23 protein-coding genes are annotated in these 25,904 nt (G+C 33.5%); 9 read left to right on the forward strand and 14 right to left on the reverse strand.

Annotated features, from left to right (window positions below; all coding sequences use genetic code 11):
* Positions 1-64 precede the first annotated feature (64 nt).
* From ACJ6WR_RS18140 to panB, 4 genes are all read right to left on the reverse strand, one after another.
* On the reverse strand, positions 65-862 hold the full coding sequence (locus ACJ6WR_RS18140; RefSeq protein ID WP_039117203.1) for a hypothetical protein: 798 nt from the start codon (positions 860-862) through the stop codon (positions 65-67).
* Between the two features lie 197 nt (positions 863-1,059).
* Positions 1,060-2,388, reverse strand: a complete 1,329-nt coding sequence (locus ACJ6WR_RS18145) for an aldehyde dehydrogenase (protein ID WP_039116172.1) — start codon at positions 2,386-2,388, stop codon at positions 1,060-1,062.
* 72 nt (positions 2,389-2,460) lie between these two features.
* On the reverse strand, positions 2,461-3,150 hold the full coding sequence (locus ACJ6WR_RS18150; protein ID WP_409416042.1) for an RluA family pseudouridine synthase: 690 nt from the start codon (positions 3,148-3,150) through the stop codon (positions 2,461-2,463).
* Positions 3,151-3,355: 205 nt separating this feature from the next.
* Entirely contained in the window at positions 3,356-4,174 is an 819-nt protein-coding gene (gene panB / locus ACJ6WR_RS18155; protein WP_039116170.1) for a 3-methyl-2-oxobutanoate hydroxymethyltransferase, read from the reverse strand.
* Between the two features lie 738 nt (positions 4,175-4,912).
* On the opposite strand from panB, the gene ACJ6WR_RS18160 reads away from it, so the two are divergent.
* From ACJ6WR_RS18160 to ACJ6WR_RS18200, 9 genes are all read left to right on the forward strand, one after another.
* Entirely contained in the window at positions 4,913-6,256 is a 1,344-nt protein-coding gene (locus ACJ6WR_RS18160; RefSeq protein ID WP_409417937.1) for a sigma-54-dependent transcriptional regulator, read from the forward strand.
* 326 nt (positions 6,257-6,582) lie between these two features.
* Positions 6,583-6,864, forward strand: a complete 282-nt coding sequence (locus tag ACJ6WR_RS18165; RefSeq protein WP_035626556.1) for a hypothetical protein — start codon at positions 6,583-6,585, stop codon at positions 6,862-6,864.
* 269 nt (positions 6,865-7,133) lie between these two features.
* A complete protein-coding gene (gene kdpF, locus ACJ6WR_RS18170; RefSeq protein WP_016362011.1) occupies positions 7,134-7,211 on the forward strand; it encodes a K(+)-transporting ATPase subunit F in 78 nt (25 codons plus the stop codon).
* Between the two features lie 92 nt (positions 7,212-7,303).
* Positions 7,304-9,025 carry a potassium-transporting ATPase subunit KdpA gene (gene kdpA / locus ACJ6WR_RS18175; protein ID WP_409416043.1) on the forward strand — a complete coding sequence of 574 codons (1,722 nt, stop codon included), beginning with the start codon at positions 7,304-7,306 and terminating at the stop codon, positions 9,023-9,025.
* Positions 9,026-9,036: 11 nt separating this feature from the next.
* The gene (gene kdpB, locus ACJ6WR_RS18180; protein ID WP_409416044.1) at positions 9,037-11,070 is read left to right on the forward strand and encodes a potassium-transporting ATPase subunit KdpB; all 2,034 of its coding nucleotides are present in this window, start codon (positions 9,037-9,039) and stop codon (positions 11,068-11,070) included.
* A 91-nt stretch (positions 11,071-11,161) separates the two neighbouring features.
* A complete protein-coding gene (locus ACJ6WR_RS18185; protein ID WP_039116165.1) occupies positions 11,162-11,728 on the forward strand; it encodes a K(+)-transporting ATPase subunit C in 567 nt (188 codons plus the stop codon).
* Between the two features lie 492 nt (positions 11,729-12,220).
* Positions 12,221-13,297 carry a porin gene (locus ACJ6WR_RS18190; protein WP_409416045.1) on the forward strand — a complete coding sequence of 359 codons (1,077 nt, stop codon included), beginning with the start codon at positions 12,221-12,223 and terminating at the stop codon, positions 13,295-13,297.
* Between the two features lie 89 nt (positions 13,298-13,386).
* The gene (locus ACJ6WR_RS18195; protein WP_039116163.1) at positions 13,387-14,514 is read left to right on the forward strand and encodes a histidine kinase; all 1,128 of its coding nucleotides are present in this window, start codon (positions 13,387-13,389) and stop codon (positions 14,512-14,514) included.
* Between the two features lie 373 nt (positions 14,515-14,887).
* The gene (locus ACJ6WR_RS18200; protein WP_409416046.1) at positions 14,888-16,606 is read left to right on the forward strand and encodes an ATP-binding protein; all 1,719 of its coding nucleotides are present in this window, start codon (positions 14,888-14,890) and stop codon (positions 16,604-16,606) included.
* Between the two features lie 204 nt (positions 16,607-16,810).
* Here the strand turns inward: ACJ6WR_RS18200 and ACJ6WR_RS18205 are convergent, their stop codons facing one another.
* The 10 genes from ACJ6WR_RS18205 to ACJ6WR_RS18250 form a co-directional block, all read right to left on the reverse strand.
* The gene (locus ACJ6WR_RS18205) at positions 16,811-18,238 is read right to left on the reverse strand and encodes an L-serine ammonia-lyase (RefSeq protein WP_086894021.1); all 1,428 of its coding nucleotides are present in this window, start codon (positions 18,236-18,238) and stop codon (positions 16,811-16,813) included.
* 297 nt (positions 18,239-18,535) lie between these two features.
* Positions 18,536-18,982, reverse strand: coding sequence for a carboxymuconolactone decarboxylase family protein (locus tag ACJ6WR_RS18210; RefSeq protein ID WP_323490850.1), 447 nt, complete (start codon positions 18,980-18,982; stop codon positions 18,536-18,538).
* 78 nt (positions 18,983-19,060) lie between these two features.
* The gene (locus ACJ6WR_RS18215; protein WP_039117214.1) at positions 19,061-19,633 is read right to left on the reverse strand and encodes a Crp/Fnr family transcriptional regulator; all 573 of its coding nucleotides are present in this window, start codon (positions 19,631-19,633) and stop codon (positions 19,061-19,063) included.
* Between the two features lie 151 nt (positions 19,634-19,784).
* Positions 19,785-20,240: a GyrI-like domain-containing protein gene (locus ACJ6WR_RS18220; protein ID WP_409416047.1), complete on the reverse strand. Its 456-nt coding sequence runs from the start codon at positions 20,238-20,240 to the stop codon at positions 19,785-19,787.
* A gap of 52 nt (positions 20,241-20,292) precedes the next feature.
* Positions 20,293-20,718: a DUF3995 domain-containing protein gene (locus ACJ6WR_RS18225; protein WP_409416048.1), complete on the reverse strand. Its 426-nt coding sequence runs from the start codon at positions 20,716-20,718 to the stop codon at positions 20,293-20,295.
* 28 nt (positions 20,719-20,746) lie between these two features.
* Positions 20,747-21,547, reverse strand: coding sequence for a class I SAM-dependent methyltransferase (locus ACJ6WR_RS18230; protein ID WP_409416049.1), 801 nt, complete (start codon positions 21,545-21,547; stop codon positions 20,747-20,749).
* 238 nt (positions 21,548-21,785) lie between these two features.
* Positions 21,786-22,250, reverse strand: coding sequence for an SRPBCC family protein (locus ACJ6WR_RS18235; protein WP_409416050.1), 465 nt, complete (start codon positions 22,248-22,250; stop codon positions 21,786-21,788).
* A gap of 25 nt (positions 22,251-22,275) precedes the next feature.
* Entirely contained in the window at positions 22,276-23,034 is a 759-nt protein-coding gene (locus ACJ6WR_RS18240) for a methyltransferase domain-containing protein (RefSeq protein ID WP_409416051.1), read from the reverse strand.
* Positions 23,035-23,327: 293 nt separating this feature from the next.
* Positions 23,328-25,067: a CocE/NonD family hydrolase gene (locus tag ACJ6WR_RS18245; protein WP_409416052.1), complete on the reverse strand. Its 1,740-nt coding sequence runs from the start codon at positions 25,065-25,067 to the stop codon at positions 23,328-23,330.
* Between the two features lie 65 nt (positions 25,068-25,132).
* Positions 25,133-25,882, reverse strand: a complete 750-nt coding sequence (locus ACJ6WR_RS18250) for a DUF3667 domain-containing protein (protein WP_409416053.1) — start codon at positions 25,880-25,882, stop codon at positions 25,133-25,135.
* Positions 25,883-25,904: the final 22 nt, after the last annotated feature.

Consider the following 25,904-nt stretch of genomic DNA (forward strand, 5'->3'; position numbering starts at 1 on the left):
TTTTTGGTTAATTTAGGTTTAATTAAATAGATTCCTGGAGAAATTATTATATCAATTCTATCTGTTATAAAAATGTTTTTGGTCCTGATTTAGATTCTTCAATTTCGTCTAATGCATCTACACCGATAATTGCGCAATAAATGGCATAGGTCATAGAATAAATAAAAGGAAGGGTAAAAACTACCCCAATACAACACCCTATAAATCCTACCATTGCTGCGATCCCGGCAACAATTAATAACCCAATAAGAATTAGAGGTTGTTTTGAAACAAGCATAAAGCTAGTTTTAATAGCATCAATGGCATTAAAATTTCCAAAGACAATTAATGGAATTGTTAGGTAAGTAAAAAGCGAAATTAGTAATGAAATTACTGTTCCATAAATTGATAGATTTATCATTTCTGTCGCTATTGATATGGCGATACTTATAACCGATATAATAAAAGTAGCTCCTATGATATTTGTTAAGTATGGTAATTTGTAGTAATAAAAAATTGTAGCAAAATTAAATTCTTTGTCTTTATCTGCACAATCGGCCATTTTTAAAAATCCAGCAGTAAAGGGAGCAATAAATACAGCCAATAAAATCATAGATGTCATATATATTATAAGGAAATTTCCAGATAATTTTAAATGTTGTAAGTTTTCTATAGATTCTTTTGTTAGACTTCCGATTCCAAATAAAGAAATCACAATACTCGAACCGAAAATAGCAAGTACAAAGTAAAAAATAAGAAGAATAGATCCTGCGTAAAGCGCTATTTTTTTATAATTTTCGAAAGCATGATTAAATACATTTGAAAAGTCTAATTGATAACCAATTTTGTTGATTTCTTCTATTCGTTGTTGCGTACGATTCATAATTTTTGAAAGTAGTTATTCGTTATATTTTGGATTTTTTTTAGATTATCTTTTTATAAAATATCAGAAGTAAATATAGTATATTTTTTAAGTCGGCAAAGTTAAAATCGGGTTTTTAGCAAAATGATTTAACGCAATTATCTGATTTAGTTACGGAAAATAATTTTGATTAATTGATTGTTTAAACTAAGATAAATTTAGATCCAGTCTAATAATTTTTTTATAGTCGCTAATTTATCTTTATATGGTGCATATCGCATTGGTAAATCGAGCCAGTTGGCTTTTTTTACAATGCTTTTATGATGAGAGAAAGTATCAAAACTTAATTTGCCATGATAGGCTCCTAAGCCACTATGACCAACACCTCCAAACGGAAGTCTGTTATTTGAAAAATGAACAACGGTATCATTAATGCATCCTCCGCCAAATGAGTAACGTGTAATTATTCTTTTTGTAAAATTCTGGTTGTCACTAAAAACATATAAGGCAAGAGGTTTTTCATATTGCTCGATAATGTTTTTTATATCAGCTTCGGTTTTGTAAGCAAGTATAGGTAATAATGGCCCGAAAATTTCTTCTTGCATAATATTACTTTCCATACCTGGTTCGTCTATAAGAGTTGGCGCGATATATAGTTTTTTCGCATCGGTATGTCCTCCAAAAACCACTTTGCCAGGTTCGATCATGCTATCTAATCGTACCCAGTTTTTGGTATTTATAATTCTGGCAAAATCGGGTGATTCTTCGGGATTTGCTCCGTAAGCTTTATTAATCTCATCTTTTAGATATCCTATAAAATGAGTTTTCATATCTTTATGAATCAAGATGTAATCGGGGGCTATACAGGTTTGTCCTGCATTTATAAATTTTCCCCAAACAATTCTTTTTGCCGCTAGTTTTAAATTAGCAGTTTCATCTATAATACATGGGTTTTTTCCGCCAAGCTCCAGCGTAACAGGAGTAAGGTGTTCTGCAGCGGCTTTTGCTACAATTTTCCCAACGGCTACACTTCCTGTAAAGAATATGTAATCCCAACGTTTCTCTAAAAGTTTTTGCGAAACATCAACTCCTCCTTGTACCACTTCGACATGATTAATGTGAAATGTTTTCTGAATGATTTCGGTTATAATTTCGGCAGTTTTAGGAGTAAGTTCTGATGGTTTTAAAATGACTTTGTTTCCTGCTGCTACAGCTGATATTAATGGGCATAAAGCTAATTGAAAAGGATAATTCCAAGGAGCAAGAATCAATACTTTTCCGTAAGGTTCTTTGTAAATATAATCGGTAGAAGGAAAGTTAAGTATCGATGGAAAAACACGTTGTGGTTTTGCCCAGCGATAAATATTTTTAATGGTATCTTTTAATTCCGAAATAACATAATTGGTTTCGGTTAGAACGGCTTCAAAAGCAGGTTTTTTGAAATCATCATACAAAGCTTTAATGATTAAATCTTCGCTTTTTTGTATGTTGAACAATAGTTTTTTAAGCGTCTCTTTTCTGTAACCGATGTCATTTTTATAGTCCATTTTAAAATCTGCTTAGTTTTTACTATGCAAGTTAATTTTAAAATTTTAAATAAAAGTGATTTTACCCAAAAATCATATAGCATTCCATATCACTTCATCTGGAGTAGGAGCAATAATGGTAAGTGGTTCTTTGGTTACAGGATGTATAAAGGTTAATTTTCGGGCATGAAGATGTATTCCTCCATCGGGATTACTTCGGTCAAAACCATATTTTAAATCTCCTTTTATAGGTGATCTAATAGCTGATAGTTGTGCTCTAATCTGGTGGTGTCTTCCTGTATGTAAATTAATTTCGAGGGCTACGTAATTCTGAAGTTCTTTAAAAACAGTATAATCTAAGCTTGCCAATTTACTATCTGGAACTTCTTTTAAATGCGCTTTTGAAGTATTGTTTTTCTCGTTTCTTTTTAGAAAATGAACCAATTTGGCGCTTGTTTCTACAGGCTTATTCTTTACAACAGCCCAATAGGTTTTTTGAGTTTCGCGATTACTAAACAATTCGTTCATACGCGTTAATGCTTTGCTTGTTCTGGCAAAAACTACAATTCCAGTTGTAGGACGGTCTAATCGATGTATTACACCTAAAAATACGTCACCAGGTTTATTGTATTTGTCTTTTATGTATTCTTTTACAACATCCGATAATGGTTTATCGCCTGTTTTGTCACCTTGTACAATATCGCCTACGCGTTTGTTTACAACAATAATATGGTTGTCTTCGTGTAGAACCTGGAGATTATCTTTATTGGAAATGATTTTCATAGTTTATTTTTGGAGTTCCTAAGTGGCTAAGTTTCTAAGATGCTAAGAAGAAACCTTAGAACCTTATTTCTTTAGCATTTTAGGACCTTAAAGAAGTTTGGCTAAAGCCTGATTAACTTAAAATATTCCTCCTGCTTTAGCAGGAGGCTATTCAATTTTAAAACCTTTGAACCTTTGTTGCTTAGAACCTTAGTGCCTTAAAAAATTAATATTGCTCACCAGAGTTAGGGAAATCTCCAGATTTTACATCATCAACATATTGGCTAATTGCAGTAGTCATTCCTTCGTATAAATTCATGTAGCGTCTTAAAAAACGTGGGCTAAACTCATTGTTCATTCCTAACATATCGTGAATTACAAGAACCTGACCATCTACCTGACCACCAGCACCGATTCCGATTACAGGAATAGAGATGCTTTCGGCAACTTTTTGAGCTAAATGTGCAGGGATTTTTTCAAGAACTAAAGCAAAACAACCAATTTTTTCTAGCAATTTTGCATCTTCAATTAGTTTTTCGGCTTCGTCTTCTTCTTTGGCACGAACGGTATATGTTCCGAATTTATATATTGATTGTGGTGTTAAACCCAAGTGTCCCATAACTGGAATTCCTGCGTTTAATATTTTTTTAATTGATTCTTTAATTTCTTTTCCACCTTCTAATTTTACTGCGTGACCACCGCTTTCTTTCATGATTCTGATAGCAGAACGCAATGCTTCTTTAGGGTCTGATTGGTAACTTCCGAAAGGTAAATCAACAACAACCAAAGCTCTTTCGATAGCTCTTACTACAGACGACGCATGATAAATCATTTGGTCTAAAGTAATTGGTAAGGTAGTTTCGTGACCAGCCATTACATTCGAAGCTGAGTCTCCTACAAGGATTACATCGATTCCGGCAGTATCAACAATTTTGGCCATTGTATAATCGTAAGCCGTAAGCATTGAGATTTTTTGCCCATTGGCTTTCATCTCAATTAATGATTTGGTAGTAATTCTTTTGTAATCTTTTTTTGCTACAGACATTGTAATCTATGATTTAGTACCGATAGAATCGGGATTGATTTATATTTTGAATCTGTAAAAGTAATAAAATGAATTTTTTTAAAATGAATTTTGGTAGGGAATATAAAAAATGAGAAGTAAAATTAATTGAGAAGAGTATATGTACTAAATTATAAATTGCTTCCTGCTTTAGTTCAATGACATTAAGTTAAGGGAAAATTGAGAAAAATGATTGATGATTTTTGATTAACGATTTTTCATTTCAGATGTATGCAACCTTAGAAAAATCGACGATCTTATATTTACAAATGCCAAACCTTCAATCTAAAATCTTTTAATTTAAAATCCGTTTTTATCTGTGTTTTCGCTTTAGCGAATCTGTGTCATCCGCGTTCCCTTATAGACAATCTTTGTCGAGAAAACAATTAACCATAATTGGATAAAAAAAAGCTTAACTTAATGACATTGTGCTTTAACTGGAGTCAATTTAAAACTCGAAGTAACTGAAAGTATTTCTGTGCTATCGTTGTGTTGATATTTTCGGGACTGAGCAATCTGTTTTGTTTCTAGCCCTGATGGGAACGGCATCCTTTTATGGCTGTCCCGATAGCTATCGGGATGCCATAAAAGATATAGTGTACAGCGGGATTAGCTCCTAAATAAAAGGGTAGATTATTTTATGCTAAAAAAGTATTTGGAAGTATTTAATTGACAAATGGGTAAAATAACTAATTTTGAAAAACTAATTCACAAATCCCCATTTTGAAAAATATTCTTATTATTGACGACGAAGAAAAATTACGCCATCTTCTCGCCAGAATTATACGCTCGGAAGGTTTCGAAGTTTTTGAAGCAGCAGATTTAAAATCGGGCTTCAAAAAGTTAGAACACAATGATATTGATGCTGTGTTGTGTGATGTAAAACTTCCTGATGGAAATGGTGTTGATTTTCTTCAGAAAATAAAAGTAGCTTTCCCGTTTACAGAAGTTATCTTACTGACGGCTTTCGGTAAAATCTCTGATGGTGTTCAAGCCATGAAAAATGGCGCTTTCGATTATATCGTAAAAGGTGATGATAATGATAAAATTATCCCGCTTTTATACAAAGCTTTGGAAAAAGTGCAATTGCAAAAGAAAGTTAAACAACTTGAAAAGCGTATCTCTGATAAATATTCATTTGATAATATTATAGGAAAATCTAAAGGGCTTGAGCAGGTTATCGATTTGGCTCAAAGGGTTTCTAAAACAGATTCGACTGTGCTTTTGATGGGAGAAACGGGAACTGGTAAAGAGGTTTTTGCTCAGGCAATTCACGAAAACAGTAATAGAGTTGGTAAGTCGTTTGTGGCTTTAAACTGCAGTACTTTTAGTAAAGAAATTCTGGAAAGCGAATTGTTTGGACACAAACAAGGTGCTTTTACGGGAGCGATAAAAGATAAAAAAGGATATATTGAGGAGGCTAATGGTGGTACTTTATTTCTGGATGAGATAGGAGAGATGCCATTAGAACTACAAGCTAAATTATTACGTGTTCTGGAAACAAGCGAATACATTCAGCTTGGAGATACGAAGCCAAGAAAATCGAATTTTAGATTAATTGCAGCTACCAATCGAGATTTAAAAGTAGAAAGTGAAGAACACCGTTTTCGTTCGGATTTATATTTCAGGTTGAATATTTTTGAAATCAAGATTCCGCCTTTGCGAGAAAGGGTTAAGGATATTTTGCCGTTGGCACATTATTACGTAAAGCAATTTTCTGAAAAAATAAATAAGAAAGCTTTATCTATTGATGAAGGGTTTATGCAAAAAATGGAATCGTACCAATGGCCAGGAAACGTTAGAGAATTAAAGAACGTTATTGAGCGCTCGGTTATTCTGGTAAATGGCGATGTTTTAACTCAAGATGTTTTACCTTATGAAATGCAACACCAAGTAGTTAAAACGAATAAAAGCGTGTCGGCATTCTCTATGCAAAGTGTCGAGAAATTACATATTCAGAAGGTATTTAATTATACTAAAGGTAATAAAGCCGAAACGGCACGATTACTCGAAATAGGGATTGCAACGCTTTATCGAAAATTAGACGAATACAATATTCAATAATTATTTAAAATTCCAATGCTGATAGTTATCGGGATAAATTCCAAATTCCAATTTAAAAGCTTCATCGGAGCGATACATATTTTGATTACGAAACGTTTGTCTACTAATTTCTAATTTTTCTATGAATATATTGTCCCAATGGGACTCAAAACTAAAAAATTAAAATCCTTATCATTTCAATAAAAGCCTATCATTTTGATAGGCTTTTTTTATGCCTGAATTTTAAGTAAATTTGATAAGGTGTTAATTTATAGTGTATTGGGTTAAAAGTTTTTTTTTGGAATGTATTTTGGCATAAGGGAGGAAGAACAAAAAAAATCATTCTTATGAAAAATCAAGTCACCACGATTTATAAGCAAGCTGAACGGTTTGCCGAAATCACTAAGACAGCAATCATTAGCGGGAATATTGTCAGAGCAAAAAAATGTCTGGCGCTTGCCGAGCGATTATATACTACAGGGAGTTACGAAACTAAAAGTGCCATTTCGAACGTATACGTTTTCTCGGTTTCTTCTTTCATGGAATTACGGCATTGTACGATTTCGGATTTATTTCCAAAATCATTGAAGGCTGAATATATAAAGCAAATTAATGCGTCGGGTGTCTAGGAAAGACTGATAGAGTCAAGAGAATAGAGCCAAGAGAATAGAAACAAGATGATAGACGCAAGATAAAAAGACTAAATCTATTATCTCTTAGTCTTGCCTCTTGTTTCTCCTCATCTTTAAATCTTGCCTCTCCGAAGTCTAAAAAATAATAATCCAATAATCTAAATAAATCAAAACCTATGTTAATCACTATTCTTTTACTCGCACTGGCAGTTTTGCTCTTTGCGATTTGTTTTAAATCTGTCGAATTTTTTGAAAAAATTTAAATCATGACTGCATTATTTATTATTGCCCTTGCCGTTTTCGGCTATTTGGTTTACGTATTAATCAAACCCGAAAAATTTTAATGATGTTAAAAGTTATAAGTGAGATGTTAGATGTTATACGTCGGTCTCCTTTTACAAATCACATCTGACATTTTACTAAAATTTAAAAAATTATGAACACAGAATTATTTGGCGTCATCAGTATTTTTATCATTACGATAGTTTTAGCCATTCCTTTGGGAAAATATATTGCTAAAGTTTATTTGGGTGATAAAACATTACTTGACCCGATTTTCAATCCAATTGAAAAACTTATTTTTAAAATCAGTGGAATAAATTCCACCGAAGAAATGAACTGGAAGCAACACTTAAAAGCACTTTTAAGTATAAACATGGTTTGGTTCTTTCTTTGCTTCTTTATTTTATTGTTTCAAGGGTCACTATTTTTAAACCCCGACAACAATCCATCGATGAGTCCAGATTTGGCATTTAATACTGCCATTTCATTTATAGTAAACTGTAATTTACAGCATTATTCGGGCGAAAGTGGTGTGTCTTATTTATCACAAATGTTCTTGATGTTCTTGCAATTTGTTTCGGCTGGTGTTGGACTTGCTGCTGCAGCAATGGTTTTTACTGCAATGAAAGAAAGATCTACAGATAAATTAGGTAATTTTTATAACTATTTTATCAAAAGTTGTACTCGCGTTTTATTACCATTAGCTGCTATTGTAGCTACTGCTTTGGTATTTAGCGGTTCACCAATGACTTTTGAAGGTAAAGATGCTATCACTACTTTACAAGGTGATAATGTAGAGGTTTCTCGCGGACCTGCTGCAGCATTTATTGCCATAAAACATATAGGTACAAATGGTGGAGGTTTTTTTGGAGCTAACTCAGCACATCCATTAGAAAACCCTACTTATTTTTCTAATGCTGTCGAATTATGGGCTCAATTAATTATTCCGTTTGGGATGATTTTTGCCCTAGGTTTTTATCTAAAGAAAAGAAAATTATCATACGTTATTTTTGGCGTTATGACGGTTGGATTCTTATTACTGGTTATCCCAACGGTTATTAGTGAGATTAACGGAAATCCAGCTATCGAAAGAATGGGAATTACCCAGGCAACAGGAGCAATGGAAGGCAAGGAGGTTCGTTTAGGTCCAGCTATTTCTGGTTTCTGGAGTATTGCAACAACGGTAATTTCTACAGGTTCGGTTAATAGTATGCATGATAGCTCGATGCCAGTATCTGGTGCTATGGAATTGCTTGCCATGATGGTTAATGCATTTTATGGTGGTTGTGGTGTTGGTATTCTTAACTTTTATGTTTTCATTATTCTGGCAGTATTTATTTCTGGTTTAATGGTTGGTCGAACACCTGAATTTTTAGGAAAGAAAATTGAAGCTCGGGAAGTTAAGATTGCTGCTTTTGTTGCTATTCTTCATCCTTTATTAATATTATCAGGAACAGCTTTGGCTTCGTATTTTGCTGCACATGATACAGCAATGGGATGGTGGTTTAATGGGAATGCAACAGGTTGGTTAAACAACCCGGGAAATCATGGATTTTCAGAAATGTTATATGAATATACTTCTAGTGCAGCCAATAATGGTTCTGGGTTTGAAGGTTTAGGAGATAATAATCCGTTCTGGAATATTACTACAGGAATTGTATTGCTATTGAGTCGTTTCATTCCTATAATCGGGCCATTGGCTATTGCAGGATTATTGGCTAATAAAAAATATATCCCAGAAAGTGCAGGAACTTTAAAAACAGACACTTCTATTTTTGGAGTAATGGTTTTTGCAGTAATTGCAATTATCGCCGCCTTATCATTCTTCCCAGCGTTGGCTTTAGGTCCATTGGCAGAATATTTTACATTAAAATAATATAAAAGAAAATGACTAACAATAAATCCAATTCATTGTTTGAAAGTAAGCAGGTAAAAGATGCCTTAGTGCAATCTTTTGTGAAGCTTAATCCAAAATTGATGATTAAAAATCCGGTAATGTTTACCGTAGAAATAGGGACTGCCATTATGTTTGCTGTTTGTATTTCCATTTTGATGGGAGCAAACGATCAAGGTAGTTTTGCATATAATTTAATTGTGTTTTTAATTTTACTAGCAACTCTTTTGTTTGCCAATTTTGCCGAAGCAATTGCCGAAGCAAGAGGTAAAGCTCAAGCCGATAGTTTAAGAAAAACACGGGAAGAAACACCAGCAAGACAAATACTAGCTAATGGAGAAATCAAAAATATTAGTTCTTCGGAATTAAAAAAAGGAGATGTTTTCGTTTGTGAAGCTGGAGATTTAATTGCAACTGATGGTGAAATCATCGAAGGTTTGGCAACTATTGATGAAAGTGCGATTACTGGAGAAAGTGCTCCTGTAATTCGTGAAGCTGGTGGTGATAAATCATCGGTAACTGGAGGTACAAAAGTATTGTCGGATAAAATTAAAGTAATCGTAACATCTGAGCCTGGCGAAAGTTTTCTTGATAAAATGATTGCTTTGGTTGAAGGAGCAAGCCGTCAGAAAACGCCAAACGAAATTGCATTGACTATTTTGTTGGCAGCATTTACTCTAATCTTCGTGATTGTTTGTGTTACCTTAAAACCATTTGCAGATTATGCTAATGCGCCAATAACAATTGCTGCTTTTATCTCTCTTTTTGTATGTTTAATTCCAACAACAATTGGAGGTTTACTTTCAGCAATCGGAATTGCGGGAATGGATAGAGCGTTACGTGCTAACGTAATTACAAAATCCGGAAAAGCGGTAGAAACTGCCGGAGATATTGATGTATTACTTCTTGATAAAACAGGAACTATTACTATTGGTAACAGAAAAGCAACTAATTTTTATCCTGCTAAAGGTGTTACAGAAAAAGATTTTATCGAATCTGCAGTATTAAGTTCTCTTGCAGATGATACTCCTGAAGGAAAAAGTATTGTAGAGTTGGCAGGCCCAACTGTAGCTCAAAACTTATCTATTGAAGGTGCTACTTTAATCAAATTTACTGCTGAAACCAGAACTAGTGGTGTTGTCTTAAAAGACGGAACTAATATTAGAAAAGGGGCTCAGGATGCGGCAAAAAATATTGCACTTCAGGCTGGAAATAGTTTCCCTGAAGATATTGCTCAAAAAGTAATTGATATTTCGTCTAAAGGAGGAACGCCGTTGGTAGTGGTTAAAAACAACCAAGTACAAGGGGTTATCGAATTGCAGGATATTATTAAAACTGGAATGAAAGAACGTTTTGACCGTTTGAGAAAAATGGGTGTAAAAACGGTAATGGTTACTGGAGATAATCCTCTTACGGCTAAGTTTATTGCTGAAGCTGCTGGTGTTGACGATTTTATTGCCGAAGCGAAACCTGAGGATAAAATGAACTACATTAAAAATGAGCAACAAATGGGTAAACTTGTCGCAATGATGGGTGACGGTACGAATGATGCACCGGCTCTTGCACAAGCAGATGTAGGTGTTGCAATGAATAGCGGAACTCAAGCTGCTAAGGAAGCCGGAAACATGGTCGATTTAGATAATGACCCAACTAAGTTAATTGAGATTATTGAAATTGGAAAACAGTTGTTGATGACCAGAGGTACACTTACAACATTTTCTATTGCAAATGACGTAGCGAAGTATTTTGCTATTGTTCCTGCACTTTTTATCACTGCGATTCCTGCTTTGCAAGGTTTGAATATTATGCATTTGCATAGTCCAGAGAGTGCGATTTTATCGGCTGTGATTTTTAATGCGATTATTATCCCAATATTGATTCCGCTTGCGTTAAGAGGTGTTGATTATAAACCAATCGGAGCAAGTGCAATCCTAAAAAGAAACTTGTTGATTTATGGTTTAGGAGGATTGATTATTCCTTTTATCGGAATTAAATTAATTGATTTGGCAGTAGCTTTATTTATGTAATCTAAAAAAAGGTTCTGAGATACTAAGGTTCTAAGGTTTTTTCTTAGTGTCTTAGAAGCTTAGTCTCTTAGAAACTCAAAAAATAAAAACAATGAAAAATATATTTTCAATAGTAAAATTTACCCTACTTACGGTGGTTCTGTTTGCAGTTATTTATCCTCTGGCAATTTATGGTATTGCTCAGCTTGCACCTAACCAAGGTAAGGGAGAAACTATTTCGGTTAATGGTAAAGTGGTAGGGTATCAAAAAATAGGTCAGAAATTTGATAAATCTAATTATTTCTGGGGACGCCCTTCGGCTGTAGATTATAATGCTGCTGGTAGTGGTGGAAGCAATAAAGGACCAAGTAATGCTGATTACCTAGCAGTGGTTCAAAAAAGAATTGATACTTTCTTAATTGTTCATCCTTATTTAAGAAAATCTGAAATTCCTGCCGATATGGTTACTGCTTCAGGGAGTGGTTTAGACCCAAATATTTCTCCTCAAGGAGCTTTGGTTCAGGTAAAACGGGTTGCTAAAGAAAGAAAATTAGCTGAGGATAAAGTTAAGGCTTTGGTTGAATCTAAAATCAATACTCCTAAGGTTATGGGAACTGCAATGGTAAATGTTCTGGAACTGAACATTGCTCTTGACGAACTTTCTAAAAAAGGTTCTTAAGTTTTTATTCTGCAAGGTTTCTAAAACCTTGTAGGTATGATATTCAGTAATCAGTACTTAGATACCTAACAGGTTTTGGAAACCTGTTAGGATAACAAAAATACTTGTAAATATGATGATTAATACTAAACCCAACAGTCCCGAAATTTCGGGATAAAAACCTGTTGGCAAGGTTTCTAGTGCCTTGTGTGTATGAAAATTTTGGGATAAAATATAGATAGACTTGTAGTTGTTTTATCTGAGTTTGCCCTTTACAGCCTGACAGGTTTTATCCCGAAGCGTCGGGACTGTTAGGATGACTAAAGCCCTTGTTGCCCCAAGTGTTTTAGCCCAGATGGAAGCGGTATCCTTTTTCTGTCCGCCGCGGCGGACAGAAAAAGATATAGCGGACAGCTGGTCCCGAAGCTTCGGGAGCTCCTAAAAAAAAACTAATAACAAAAAAGAATAATTAAGAGGACGAGATTATTTCGTTTCTCGCAATGACAAAATAAAATGAAAAAAATAATATTTACAGCTTTAATAGCTTTTGGATACACAACAATGAATGCTCAGGAAGAATCTAAAAGTCCGTTTACGTTTTCGGGGTATATAGATACTTATTACAGTTATGATTTTGGAAATCCTGATAATCATACTCGCCCAAGTTTTCTTTATAATTATAACAAACACAATGAGGTAAACTTGAATTTAGGTTTGGCAAAAGTGAATTATGCTAAAGACAATGTTCGAGGGAATTTTGCAATTATGGCTGGAACTTATGCCGAATATAATATGGCTGCTGAACAAGGCTTATTAAAAAATGTTTATGAAGCTAATGTGGGAGTAAAAATCTCAAAAGAGCATAATCTTTGGGTTGATGCGGGAGTTATGCCTTCGCACATTGGTTTTGAAAGTGCAATCGGGAAAGATTGTATGACTTTAACCAGAAGTATTCTTGCGGAGAACTCTCCATATTATGAGGCGGGTGTTAAGTTAGGATATACATCTAAAAGTGAAAAATGGTATTTGGCAGTAATGTATTTAAATGGCTGGCAACGTATCCAGAAGGTTGAGGGAAATCAGACTCCGGCTTTTGGAACACAGGTTACTTATAAACCAACTTCGGCAGTTACATTAAACTGGAGTACATATGTTGGGAATGAACAACCGGATGTGGATAGAAAATGGAGATACTTTAATGATTTTTACGGACAGTTTAAAGTGTCTGAAAAAGTAAACCTGATTGCAGGTTTTGATATTGGATTGCAACAAGCTACTAACGGAAGTTCTGATTATGATGTTTGGTATTCGCCAATTGTAGTGGCTCAATATAAACCAACAAATAAAATTATGGTTGCAGCAAGGGGAGAGTATTATCAGGATAAAAAAGGTGTAATCATTGCAACTGATACTCCAAACGGTTTTAAAACGTATGGTTTCTCGGCAAACTTTGATTATTTAGCCGCAGAAAATGTAATATTTAGATTAGAAGCACGAACTTTGAATAGTAAAGATGATATCTTTTTGAAAAATAATGATCCAACAGATAGTAACGTATTTATAACGACTTCTTTGGCAATTACTCTTTAGACTTTAGGCTATAAGCTTTAAGCAATAAGCTTTTTTAAAAGTTTGTATTGCTTAAAGCTTACTGCTTATAGCATAATGCAAATAAAATTATGGATAACGAAAAGGAAAATAATGTTAAGCACTTTCTCGATTTAATTCAGAAATCCCGTAAAGGAAAGTTTAAGGTCTACATTGGCATGAGTGCTGGTGTAGGCAAAACTTTTCGTATGCTACAGGAAGCACATACATTATTAAAGAATGGAATAGATGTAAAAATCGGATACATAGAAACGCATAATCGTAAGGAAACGCATGAATTGCTGGATGGTTTGCCTGTGATTCCGCGTCGTTCTATTTTTTACAAAGGCAAGCAACTGGAGGAAATGGATGTGCAAGCCATAATTAATTTGCGACCAGAAGTGGTTATTGTAGATGAGTTGGCGCACACAAACATAGAAGGTAGTAAGAATGAAAAGCGCTGGCAAGATGTTCTGGAGATTTTAGAATCTGGAATAAACGTGATTTCGGCAGTTAATATTCAGCATATCGAGAGTTTAAACGAAGATGTAAAACGAATTACAAATGTTGATGTTAAAGAACGGATTCCTGATAATGTGTTACGATTAGCGGATGAGGTTGTAAACATCGATTTGACTTCGGAAGATTTAATTGACCGATTAAAAGAAGGGAAAATCTATACGGAAGATAAAATCCAGACTGCGCTGAATAATTTTTTTAAGTCTGATCAGATTCTACAATTGCGAGAATTGGCTCTTAAAGAAGTAGCGAGTCAGGTGTTGCGAAAAGTAGAAAATGAAGTTCCTAAAACTCAGGCGCTGCGACACGAAAAATTATTGGCATGTATAAGTAGTAATGAGAGAACGGCAAAGAATATTATCAGAAAAACGGCTCGATTGGCTAGTTATTATAATAGTGATTGGTATGTTTTGTATGTTCAGTTACCAAGAGAAAGCAGTGATAAAATAGCGCTGGATAAACAACGTCACTTAATTAATAATTTTAAATTGGCGACTCAACTCGGTGCCGAAGTAATTAAAATAGAAAGTACCAATATTACTGATACAATGCTTAAGGTTGTAGAACAAAAAGAAATTACAACGGTTTGTATTGGGAAACCTCATTTTAATTTTTTTAAGGTAATTTTGGCGACATCGATTTTTAGACGTTTATTAACTCGTCTTTCTTTATCGAATGTTGATCTTGTTATTTTGTCTTAGGTGTTGAGAGTTGTTAGATGTAGAGAAGCAAGATTTGAGATTTTTGACGTGAAAAGAGTTACCATATAAGTTATGTAAGTTCATTTAAGTTGTTTGAGGAGAGTTACTTTATAGTTTTAAAGTATTTTAGGAAACTTATATTTTCTTAAAAGGCTTATATGTTTAAAAAAGATTAATGTTGTTTGATGTGAAGAGATTAACCATATAAGTTATGTAAGTTCGTTTAAGCTCAGTTTTGGATAGGCTTATATTTTCTTAAATGTCTTATATGTTTAAAAAAAGATTAATCACTTAAGTTATGCAAGTACTTATTAAGCTGTTTAGAAAAGTTAGATACTTGGATAAAAATAAAATGTTTTGTAAATCATAGGAAATGAAAATTAAAACGAAATTAAACTTGGGCGTTGGACTATTATTTTTAATGATAATTATCCTTGCATTAGTTAGTGCCTTTTATATTTTTTTGATAAAAGGAGATACCGAAAATATTTTGAAAGCCAATTATAACACATTGGAATATTCTAGAAATATGCTCACTTCGCTTGATGAAATAAGTGGTAATGAAGATAAAGCAATTGTTTTTTTTAAAAACAATTTGGACAAACAAATTATCAACGTAACTGAAGCTGGAGAAGATAAGGTAACGACTAATTTACAAATGAGTTTTAATAAATTAGAAAAGAACTGGGAGGATCAAGCGGTTAAAAGTCAGATTCGTCAGGATATTTTTGCAATTATGAAACTTAATATGAATGCCATAAAACAGAAAAGTGATATTGCCAAACAAACTGCCGAAACGGCTAATTTTTCGATTGCAATTGTAGGCACACTTTGTTTTTTGATTGCTTTTAATTTGCTAATTAATTTGCCTAATAATATCGCAAATCCAATTAAGGAATTGACCGAAAGTATTAAGCAAATTGCGAATAAAAACTATTCAGAACGGGTACATTTTATGAATCATAACGAATTTGGGGATTTAGCAAAATCGTTTAATACAATGGCCGAAAAACTCGAGGAATATCATGATAGTAATTTGTATAAATTATCATTTGAAAAGAAACGACTCGAGACTTTAATAAATAATATGCATGACCCAATTATTGGGCTTGATAATCAGGGGAAAGTTTTATTTGTAAATGATGAAGCACTGAAGATTATCGGAATGAAATCGGAGGAAGTAATTGGAGAATTGGCTACAACGCTGGCTTTGAAAAATGATTTGATGAAATCTTTAATCATCAATGATCTCGAAAGTACGAAAGCGCACCCGATGAAGATTTTTGCCGATGGTAAAGAAAGCTATTTTGATAAAGAGACTGTTAATATTACTATTACGCCAACAGGTGAGGATAAAACGATTAATATTGGCGATGTAATTATTTTACGAAATATTACACTGTTTAAGGAGCTTGATTTTGCCAAAACTAATTTTATTGCAACAGTTTCGCATGAATTAAAAACGCCTATATCATCTATTAAATTAAGCCTTCAGTTATTAGAAAAGCCGAACACAGGAAGTATTAATGAGGAGCAAAAACAATTAATAGATAGTATTAAGGATGATAGCCAACGCTTGCTGAAAATTACGGGTGAATTGCTGGATATGGCACAACTGGAAACAGGTAATATTAAGCTAGATATTGGACAATGTAGTCCGTATAAAATTATAGATTATGCTCTTGAAGCTGTGAAAGTACAAGCTGAGCAAAAGCAAATTGAATTGATTGTTGAAAGCGAACCTAATCTTGCAGATATAAAAGCAGACTCGGAGAAAACAACTTGGGTGATGATTAATTTTTTAACGAATGCTATTAGATACTCTTATGAAAAAAGTAGTATTACAGTTAAACTGAAAAAAGAAAAAAATCAGATTGTTTTTGCAGTAGTCGATACTGGTAAAGGAATCGATAGCCATTATAAATCCAAAGTATTTGATAAGTTTTTCCAGATTCCGGGAAGTCATAAATCAGGAACTGGACTTGGTTTATCTATCAGTAAAGAATTTATCGAAGCACAAAACGGAACAATTGGCGTAGAAAGCGAGTTGGGATTAGGAAGTTCGTTCTGGTTTAAACTGCTTAAAGCGTAAGTTTTTCAGTATTCAGTTGCAGTATTCAGTCTCAGTTTTTAGTACCAGTGACAGTTTACAGTTTTGATAATTGTAAAGGTATAATTAAAAAAAGTGTTCAGTACAATCTGTAGTTTTTTAAAACTGCGACTGCAACTGAACACTTTTTTTATTGAATACTGAATACTGTGACTGTAAACTAAAACTGAAAACTGCGACTGAATACTAGCAATCCGCCATATTCACGGCAATTGCTAATCCTCCTTCGGAGGTTTCTTTGTATTTAGAGTTCATATCTTTTGCTGTTTGCCACATCGTATCGATTACTTTATCGAGAGGCACTTTTGCATTTTTAGAGTCTGTTTCTAGTGCTAATTCGGCTGCATTGATGGCTTTTATAGCTCCCATTGTATTTCTTTCTATACAAGGTATTTGTACTAATCCACCAATTGGGTCGCAGGTTAATCCTAAGTGATGTTCCATAGCGATTTCGGCAGCCATTAAAACCTGAGCAGGAGTTCCGCCCATTAATTCGCAAAGTGCTGCTGCTGCCATAGATGACGAAACACCTATTTCGGCTTGACAACCACCCATTGCGGCAGAAATTGTAGATCCTTTCTTAAAGATACTTCCTATCTCGCCAGCAACCATCAGGAATTGTTTGATTTCTTTTTCGCCTGCGTCATGGTTTTCAATTACCAAATAATACATTAAAACGGCAGGAATTACACCAGCACTACCATTGGTCGGGGCAGTAACTACACGTCCTAAAGCAGCATTTACCTCATTTACGGCAAGTGCAAAACAACTTACCCATTTTAGGATTTGACGAAATTTAACCTCAGTTTTTCTTATTTCTTCTAGCCACGTTTGTGGAGAATTATAATTAGATAAACCGATGAGGTTTTGGTGCATATCAAATGCTCTACGACGTACATTTAGTCCGCCTGGAAGTATTCCTTCAGAATGGCAACCGATATACATACATTCGAGCATGGTGTTCCAAATACGCATTAATTCGTTATTAATGAATTCTTCAGAACGCATCGATTTTTCATTCTCATAAACAATCTCCGAAATGGATTTGTTTTGAGTAATGGTATATTCTAAAAGTTCTGCTGCGTTTTGTATAGGAAACGGAAATGCACATTTTATCTCCGATTTTATTTTAGCATTTTCACGTTCTTCTTTTACCACAAATCCACCACCAATAGAGTAGAAGATAGATTCGTATTCGGAATCATCTTTGGCGTAAGCCGTAAATTTTAAACCATTGGCATGAAAAGGCAAGAATTCTTTATTGAAAACAATGTCTTGTAAAAAGAAAAACGGAATGGTTATCTCGTTTCCAAGTATAATTGTATTGGTTTCTTCGATAGATTTGATAATTCCTGCAATGTCGTTTATAGGAATATATTCGGGATCCTGACCGCTTAATCCTAACATAACTGCCAAATCTGTAGCATGACCTTTTCCTGTTAAAGAAAGAGAACCATACAAATCGACTTTGACACGAGTGATTTGAGAAAACAGATTTTCACTTTTTAATTCAGCAAGAAAACGTTCTGCTGCACGCCAAGGTCCAAGGGTGTGTGAACTTGATGGTCCTACACCAATCTTAAGCATATCAAATACCGATATACATTCTTCCATTATACTATAATTTTATTATCACAAAGATAATTGAATAACGCAATGAAATTAAAAGAAAAATTGTTAATGTTGCGTATTTATTAAAATTTGTATTTAATATTAATAATTTGGCAATAAAATAATAATGTAAAAAGTATTGATTATAATTTTTTGATTATCTTAAAATAAGGGTTTTAACAACAACGAGTAGGAAAAATCAGTTAAATAAGAAAGAAAGGATGTTTTTGTCAAACCATTAAGAGATTAAGTAAATTAAGAATTAAAACTTAATATCTTAATGGTTGGAACCTTTAATTTTTAACGAGTTAAAGCTGGTTTCATTTCGGTTGTAACCCCAATTCTGTTCCAGGCATTTATTGTAATAATCGCCATTATAATATTTGATAAATAGTTTTCATCAAATAAACTAGCTGCTTTTTGATAGGTTTCGTCTGAAACTCCTCCATTACTTATTAATGTAATTTCTTCGGTCAAAGCCAAAATTGCTCTTTCTTCTTCAGAGTAAAAATCAACTTCTCTCCAAGCATTCAATAAATAAATACGTTGTTCAGTTTCGCCATATTTTCGGGCATCTTTTGTATGCAAATCGATACAATAAGCACAACCATTTATTTGTGATGTTCTAATTTTTATTAATTCGTGATGTGTGTGGGTTAAAGGAGTTGAGTCTAAATAGGTATTCAAATCCAATAATGGTTTAACAGCAGTTGGTTGAGTGTGTGCGATTTTAATTCTCTTGCTCATGATTTCTTTGTTTTTAATTATTAAGCAAAGATATTTATAGGAACCATGAAAAATCTTAAGCTGGTTTAAGAAATGAGATTAAAGTACGTTTTTTCTTATCTCGCTTAGATATTCCGGAGTAAGATTTAAGTAAGATGCTAGCATATATTGCGGAATTCGTTGCACAAATTCAGGAAATCTGGTAATAAAATGCTGGTAACTTTCTTCTTTTGTAAAGTCGTATAAATACTTCATTCGCAATTGGGCAGCCGAATAAGCTCTATGCAAAACAAGTCGGAAGTAGCGTTCTAGTTGAGGTAATTGGCTAAAAACTTTTTCCTGATTGTGATAATCAAATACATAAACTTCGGTATTTTCGATTGCCTGAATGTAAAACTGTGATGGCGATTGTGTATCAAAACTCATATAATCGGCAATCCACCAGTTTTCGATTGCAAATTGTGTGATCTGTTCTGTTCCTTTATCATTGATAAAAAAGAAACGTAAACACCCTTTTTCTACAAAATAAAGCGAAGAACATATTTGTCCTTCTTCTAGTAAATAACTTTTCTTTTTTAGGGTAATTGGCTTCATATTAGCCAAAACTAATTGGGTTTGTTCATCGTTTAATTCGACGTACTTTTTTATGTGTTCAATTAGTTTTGGTTGCATTATTGTTTATATAAGTGTTGTAGTTATAAATTCTCGTAAAGACGCTAAGTCGCAAAGAAAGCTAAATTTTAACTTGGCGTCTTTGCGACTTTGCGAGAGAATCTAGAAAATTAAAGCATTTTTTTGAAATTAACTGATATGAGTAAATTCACTAAATAGCTATAAAAATAGGCACTTCGGCATTTTCCGGATTAGATGCTTTTTCTCCGTATATCTCAAAATCGGCAGTATATTTTCTGTTAAGATCAGTATTCCAAATTTCTATCCATTTCTGGATTACAACACCGTCGGCTAATTTTCCTTTGGCTGTAAATTGTTTGTAGGTTTCTTTTGCAATGGTTTTTCCAATCATTCCGGCTGGGATATTCTCTAAACTTGAAACTTTACAGCCTAAAATTGTTGTGTATGGTTTTGTATAATCCTTTTCATATTCGGTGTAAACAGCATAGATTGAGCTATCTATTTTATTTGGAATATTTTCGATTGTATTTTCAGACATAAATTTGTTCCAAAGCGCTGGAATATCCGTTGCAGATTGTTCATTTTCATTGGTAGTTCTTATCGATAATCCGATAATAAAAAACTCTTCGATAGTAATTAATTCCATGGTTTTTGATTTCAATTTATAATGTTATTCTATGTAAAAGTAGCACAAAAAATTATGCTGTTAATGCTAATGTTGTTGCTAAAATCGAAATAAATAAGCATAATGGTGAGAAGTATTTGGTATCCATTTGTGCAAATTTTGTGGTTTTGACTTTTTTAAAAAATCCAACGTATTTGAATTCGCCAATTGCTCTCACAATAAACAATATCGAAATAATCCAAAGTCCATATTCTTGTAACCAATTAGGCAAACTAAAGACTATTATTTCTGATTTTATTAAAACTAAAACCGAAAGACTCAGTAAGGCAATTGCAACTACCATACATTCTTTTAGTTTCGGATTGATAACTTTTTCATTGTTTGCGGTTGTTGGTATAGCGGCATCATTTCCCCATTTCCCACCAAATCCCCAATAAATATGAATTCCTGCCAGGAATAGAAAGATGGTTACTAGAATTAATCCAATTGTTGTTTGCATAATGTGATGAGTTATATTTTTTGGTCTACTACTTTTTTGTGGCAACTATCGAATATACCATTGGAATTTTATTGTCCAAATGTTTTATTCTGTATTTTTTTGGTTCAAACTCGATTGTGTTATTAAAGCAATTATATGGCGAGTAATCATATTCATTTAGGGCATTTAGTTCTAGTCCGTTTTTTATTAGACTATTTACAACTTCGCTCATACTATGATTCCAACATACGTACTCTAGTTCTATTGGAGCTTCTCTATCTGCGTAGGTTCCTTCTTGGGTTTCTATTATTGCTCCCGAATTAAAATAATTATATCCTACTTTTTCAAAATTATCATCGAACATCCAAACTACTGGATGAAATTCGGCAAAGACTAATTTCCCATTCGGCTTAAGAAAATCAGAAATTAATTTTGCCCATTTATCAAGGTCTGGCAACCACGGGATTGCTCCGTAACTTGCAAATACGATATCGAATTTCTGGTTTAAATGGTTTGGTAAATCATAAATATCACAACATATAAATGTAGCTTCAGCATCAGCTTCTTGCGCAAGTTTGTTGGCGCTATCTATTGCTTTGTCAGACAAATCGACTCCCGTAACATTTGCGCCAAGTCTTGCCAAAGAAATTGTGTCCTGACCAAAATGACATTGCAAATGCAGGATTGATTTTCCTTTTACATCACCAAGTAATTCTAATTCGATACTATTTAATGAAGTGTTTCCTTTTAGGAAACCTTCTAAATCATAAAAGTCAGATGTAAGATGTGACTCAACCCGACTGTTCCAAGATTGTTTATTAACTTCTATATAATTGTTTTCTAAGCTCATTTTGTTGATATGAATTAATAATGTGTTTTTTGCAGGTTATCTATAAAAAGGAACGTGGATGAAACGGATTTGCTAAGGCGAAAACACGATCCCGAAGCGTCGGGATTGCGCCCTTTGCGGTTAATTTTTCTGCCACTCCCGATAGCTATCGGGATAAAAGGATTACATGGATTTTTTATGCTTTGCGACCTTTGCGTAAATCATTGTGATCTTTGCGATTAATTTTTTCGCTCTTTTTTTATGTATTAAACGCTTCTTTAAGAAATTTATCGGCTATAAGATTCAGGTTGATGTTATGTTCTAAATAGGCTTTTAGCCCGTCTAGAACAGTGGTAAATCCGCCTGTAGAATCTTTGATTGTGTTTAAAAGTTCGTCGCCTTCTTTATCAAAACCATAATTTTTGATAATCACATAAGTTGTATCGTCGGTTATTTTTCTGAATTCAAAATCAACAGTTGTTTTAGGTTCGTTCCATTCGATAGTTATCTTCTCGTTTTCGATAATTTCTTTTACAAAAACGGTAGTTGATACTTTGTACATTTCCCATTCCCAGATTATATTTTTGCCTACAGCCAGTTTATCACTTCCTTTTGTAAACCAAAAGCTCTTGGTTACATTCGGGTCTATAAAAGCATTAAAAACAATTGCAGCTGGTTTTCTTATCAGCATTTGGGCTTCAACAGATTTTGGATTACTACTCATATCGATATTTTTTCTAGTTATGTTTTTAGAATTTTGCGTATAAAAGGATTCTTTTAAACGCGTATAATGATGGCGTTTTACTAAACCTTTTTTCTATTCTCTTTTTAAATTCTTTGATGAATTGTTCTTTAACTGCACCTTCTAATCTCTCGAAATAGGGAACTAATGTTGAACCCGAAATAAACTCATATAATTCGTCATGCGAGTTGGCTATCATAGGATATACCTTTTGGTAAATAACCATATCTGTACCGCCATTTTCGAATAAAATCTGGGCATAATCGTCCATTGTAAGAACAGGAGAAAGTCGTTTCCAATTATTCAATGCGCTTTTATATGGTTCTTCCTGCACTAATTCGATTACAATCTGATTGAGTAAATTCTCGTTCTGACAAGGCATTTGGATTGCTAATTGTCCATCGGGATTTAATAATGATATAATTTTAGGAAATAATTCTTCGTGATTATCAACCCATTGAATGGATGCATTTGCAAAAACTAAATCCCATTTTTCTCCCGTATTAATTTGTTCTTCGATGGTTTTTTGATCAAATTGCATCGAAGTAAATTCTTTGGCTTTCTCCAGCATTTCTTTCGAGGAATCGATGCCTTTTACTGAAGGATTGGTTAGCTTTTCGGATAGCATATTGGTTAACTCTCCGGTTCCGCAACCTAAATCGATAACGGTCATATTTGGTTTATCCTGAATATGGGCAATCAAATCAAAGAAAGGTTTGTATCGAAGTGTTTTAAACTCGTTGTATTTTTCGGGATTCCATGCCATAATTTTCAGCGTTTTTATGTAGCAAACGAAGTTAAGAAAATTAAAGTTTTTATTTAGTTAAAAACAATAAACTGTGGTAGAGAAATTAACCGCAAAGGGCGCAAAGTTTTTTGAATCCCTGATTAAAAAAAGGGACGCGGATAAAACGGATTCGCTAAGGCGAAAACGCGGATAAAAACGGATTTTTTTCTATTTTTTTAATCTGTTTTAATCTGCGTCTTTACTTTTGTAAATCCGTTTTATCCACGTCCCATTTATAGATTATCTATGGCAGCAAATAGAGGTTATATTCCCTAATCTTTCCAGATTGGAATTTTGACAAAACTATCGTTATACCATTTTATTTTTAGAGGTTCTTTGGCATCTTTAATGGTTTCATCGCTTACGTCTTTACCAGTTCCATAATTTAGTTGGGCGAAAGCATTTTTATTTACATTTATTACCACAACCAAACGGCTTCCTTTGCTTAATTGCTTGCTTACTAATCTGGTATTTGTAAATGGGATAGATTCTATTTTGTTAGGAACAAGAAGGTTTCTGGTTGTAATATCTTTTGCATAACTGGCTCTGCCTAAAAAATAGGATAAGTGAAAGTATTCGCCATTAGGCATCAATTCATATAATACCACACCTAAATCCATATCTTTTTTGTTGATAAGCGCTTTTATTTCGCCTTCAAAAGCACCATTAACCAAAATAGGTTTATCAAGAGGTTCGCTTATAAAAAAATAGCCATTTATAGTATCGAGTTCTTTACGAATTATTGGATCTGGGTAATAGTCATTATTACTAATTTCTCTGTTGGCAAAATCTACTTCCTGAGGTAAGAACCCAGATTTGGTGGGTTTTTTATCTGATAACAGATACTTATCTTTCGATTTGGTATTGGTTAAATATAGTTTAAGAAAACCATTACTCATTTTTTCTAATGATGGTGCATGTCTCCATTCATTAGCACCCATTACTTCATAGTTTATTTTATCTTTTAAAACGGCAGGTTTAGGACCACCTTTAAGAATGTAGTTAAACCATTCGTAGGTTAGTTTTTTGGTATTAAAAATTGCTATAGGATCTACTTTATAGTCATTTATGGTAGGGTCTCCACCTTTTTGAGCACCAAAATGTCCATAAGGTCCGATAACAAGATAATGCTCAGCATTTTTATTGTATTTAACGTGTTCTCTTAAATAGTATAAACTAGATATTTGGGAATCGTTATAATAACCATCGATAGATAAAATAGGGATGTTTATTTGGGCAAATTCATCTTTATACGGAACCATATCTTGCCAATATTTATCATAACCAGGATGTAATAACCATTTTTGTAAATATTTATTTGGTGTGCCATCAATGCTGTCAATTTTGCGATAAGCAGTACCCGAATCCCACCATTTGTCCTGCATGGTTCGGAAACGTTTTCTGTCGTCTCCAACAACTGTATCTAAGGTTTTATTATTGGTTACATAAAATGCCCATTCGTAATTAGGATTTATAAATACGCTATTTTCCATTGGTAATCCCATTCCTGGTCTGTTGGCAACATAAGGGACGATTGTTTTAAGTGCAGGATGCAATTTTTTAGCCGATGCCCATTGTGTAAAACCGTTATAGCTACCGCCAAACATTCCGATTTTTCCATTGCACCATGATTGCTTGCTTGTCCAGTCGATAACATCATAGGTATCTTTGCCATCATGCTCGTACGGAAATATTTCGTTGGGACTTAATCTTTTCCCTCTGGAGTATGCCATAACTCCAACATAACCATTATCTGCGGCTTCTTTTAAACCTTTAATATCTCGATCGCGTACATAAATTGTAAATTGTAAAATAACGGGTTGTGGTGTTGTTATTCCTTTTTTGCGGACTATAATTGCGGAAATTAATGCTCCATCTCTGGTTTTAATTAAAACATCATCCTGTATATCATAAAGTGATTTGGAATCTTCGGGTTTTGTACCATTTGCTTGTTGTGCTGATGTGTTGAGAACGATTAGGAAGAGAAACATAAATTTCAGAAGTACTTTCATTAAGAATTGTTTTAAAGTTTGTTTAGGTTGTTAAATATTTAAATGTTAAACAAATAATATGATTATTAATTGTGTAATTTGTTTAAAATTGTGATAATTATGGATAAAATTAACACAGAGCTAACAAGGAATATTACGTGACTCAATACAGATAATAGAAAAGCTTTGGTTTTAGTGAGTTTATTAAAAAATTGAACATTTGTCCAATAAATTAATATGATATCTATAACATATAGAATTTGGGTTATGGTTTTTATATTGGGAGTTCCATTATAATAATAAAGCAACGGAAATAAAGCAATATGTACAAAGAGTCGTTGCGAGGCTTTAAAGGTGTTGAGTATAAAATATTCGATATAGTTGTATCCTTGTTTTCTAAATGCGATATATGTTCCTAATGAGTAAAATGGTATTGTTGCTAATGTTATCCATGAAAAATGAGTCGCGACCCATTCATTTGCTGCTTTGGGATTAATTATCGATAGTGTCTCACTATCTGTGGGAGCATCTGCAATTAGGTTGATATGAAAGTAATGATAAAGAACTCCATAAAGAGTTGCGAGAATAATTACTAAGGAAAGTGGTTTAAAATGTTTAATTCGTTTTCCTTCTATAAACTCTCTTATGGTATTTCCGGGACGCGTAAAAAGTTGTTTGGCGGAGTATAAAATACCTTTATCAAAATGAATTAATCCGTGTTGGATTTCATGCATCAGAAAATGAAAATCGAGTTTGTGAGTATCGGCTGGCTGTCCGCAATTACTACAATAATGCCCTTTAAAATGCTGATTACAGTTCTTACAGATTATATTCATCTTGATTATTTATTATTTAATC

It is taken from the genome of Flavobacterium sp. PS2, assembly GCF_046250155.1.
GTDB lineage: Bacteria > Bacteroidota > Bacteroidia > Flavobacteriales > Flavobacteriaceae > Flavobacterium.

What these genes read in the sequence shown, in the direction of transcription:
- ACJ6WR_RS18140 (WP_039117203.1), bottom strand. Translation starts at nt 862, where the DNA reads ATGAATCGTACGCAACAACGAATAGAAGAAATCAACAAAATTGGTTAT.
- ACJ6WR_RS18145 (WP_039116172.1), bottom strand. Translation starts at nt 2,388, where the DNA reads ATGGACTATAAAAATGACATCGGTTACAGAAAAGAGACGCTTAAAAAA.
- ACJ6WR_RS18150 (WP_409416042.1), bottom strand. Translation starts at nt 3,150, where the DNA reads ATGAAAATCATTTCCAATAAAGATAATCTCCAGGTTCTACACGAAGAC.
- panB (WP_039116170.1), bottom strand. Translation starts at nt 4,174, where the DNA reads ATGTCTGTAGCAAAAAAAGATTACAAAAGAATTACTACCAAATCATTA.
- ACJ6WR_RS18165 (WP_035626556.1), top strand. Translation starts at nt 6,583, where the DNA reads ATGAAAAATCAAGTCACCACGATTTATAAGCAAGCTGAACGGTTTGCC.
- kdpF (WP_016362011.1), top strand. Translation starts at nt 7,134, where the DNA reads ATGACTGCATTATTTATTATTGCCCTTGCCGTTTTCGGCTATTTGGTT.
- kdpA (WP_409416043.1), top strand. Translation starts at nt 7,304, where the DNA reads ATGAACACAGAATTATTTGGCGTCATCAGTATTTTTATCATTACGATA.
- kdpB (WP_409416044.1), top strand. Translation starts at nt 9,037, where the DNA reads ATGACTAACAATAAATCCAATTCATTGTTTGAAAGTAAGCAGGTAAAA.
- ACJ6WR_RS18185 (WP_039116165.1), top strand. Translation starts at nt 11,162, where the DNA reads ATGAAAAATATATTTTCAATAGTAAAATTTACCCTACTTACGGTGGTT.
- ACJ6WR_RS18190 (WP_409416045.1), top strand. Translation starts at nt 12,221, where the DNA reads ATGAAAAAAATAATATTTACAGCTTTAATAGCTTTTGGATACACAACA.
- ACJ6WR_RS18195 (WP_039116163.1), top strand. Translation starts at nt 13,387, where the DNA reads ATGGATAACGAAAAGGAAAATAATGTTAAGCACTTTCTCGATTTAATT.
- ACJ6WR_RS18200 (WP_409416046.1), top strand. Translation starts at nt 14,888, where the DNA reads ATGAAAATTAAAACGAAATTAAACTTGGGCGTTGGACTATTATTTTTA.
- ACJ6WR_RS18205 (WP_086894021.1), bottom strand. Translation starts at nt 18,238, where the DNA reads ATGGAAGAATGTATATCGGTATTTGATATGCTTAAGATTGGTGTAGGA.
- ACJ6WR_RS18210 (WP_323490850.1), bottom strand. Translation starts at nt 18,982, where the DNA reads ATGAGCAAGAGAATTAAAATCGCACACACTCAACCAACTGCTGTTAAA.
- ACJ6WR_RS18215 (WP_039117214.1), bottom strand. Translation starts at nt 19,633, where the DNA reads ATGCAACCAAAACTAATTGAACACATAAAAAAGTACGTCGAATTAAAC.
- ACJ6WR_RS18220 (WP_409416047.1), bottom strand. Translation starts at nt 20,240, where the DNA reads ATGGAATTAATTACTATCGAAGAGTTTTTTATTATCGGATTATCGATA.
- ACJ6WR_RS18225 (WP_409416048.1), bottom strand. Translation starts at nt 20,718, where the DNA reads ATGCAAACAACAATTGGATTAATTCTAGTAACCATCTTTCTATTCCTG.
- ACJ6WR_RS18230 (WP_409416049.1), bottom strand. Translation starts at nt 21,547, where the DNA reads ATGAGCTTAGAAAACAATTATATAGAAGTTAATAAACAATCTTGGAAC.
- ACJ6WR_RS18235 (WP_409416050.1), bottom strand. Translation starts at nt 22,250, where the DNA reads ATGAGTAGTAATCCAAAATCTGTTGAAGCCCAAATGCTGATAAGAAAA.
- ACJ6WR_RS18240 (WP_409416051.1), bottom strand. Translation starts at nt 23,034, where the DNA reads ATGGCATGGAATCCCGAAAAATACAACGAGTTTAAAACACTTCGATAC.
- ACJ6WR_RS18245 (WP_409416052.1), bottom strand. Translation starts at nt 25,067, where the DNA reads ATGAAAGTACTTCTGAAATTTATGTTTCTCTTCCTAATCGTTCTCAAC.
- ACJ6WR_RS18250 (WP_409416053.1), bottom strand. Translation starts at nt 25,882, where the DNA reads ATGAATATAATCTGTAAGAACTGTAATCAGCATTTTAAAGGGCATTAT.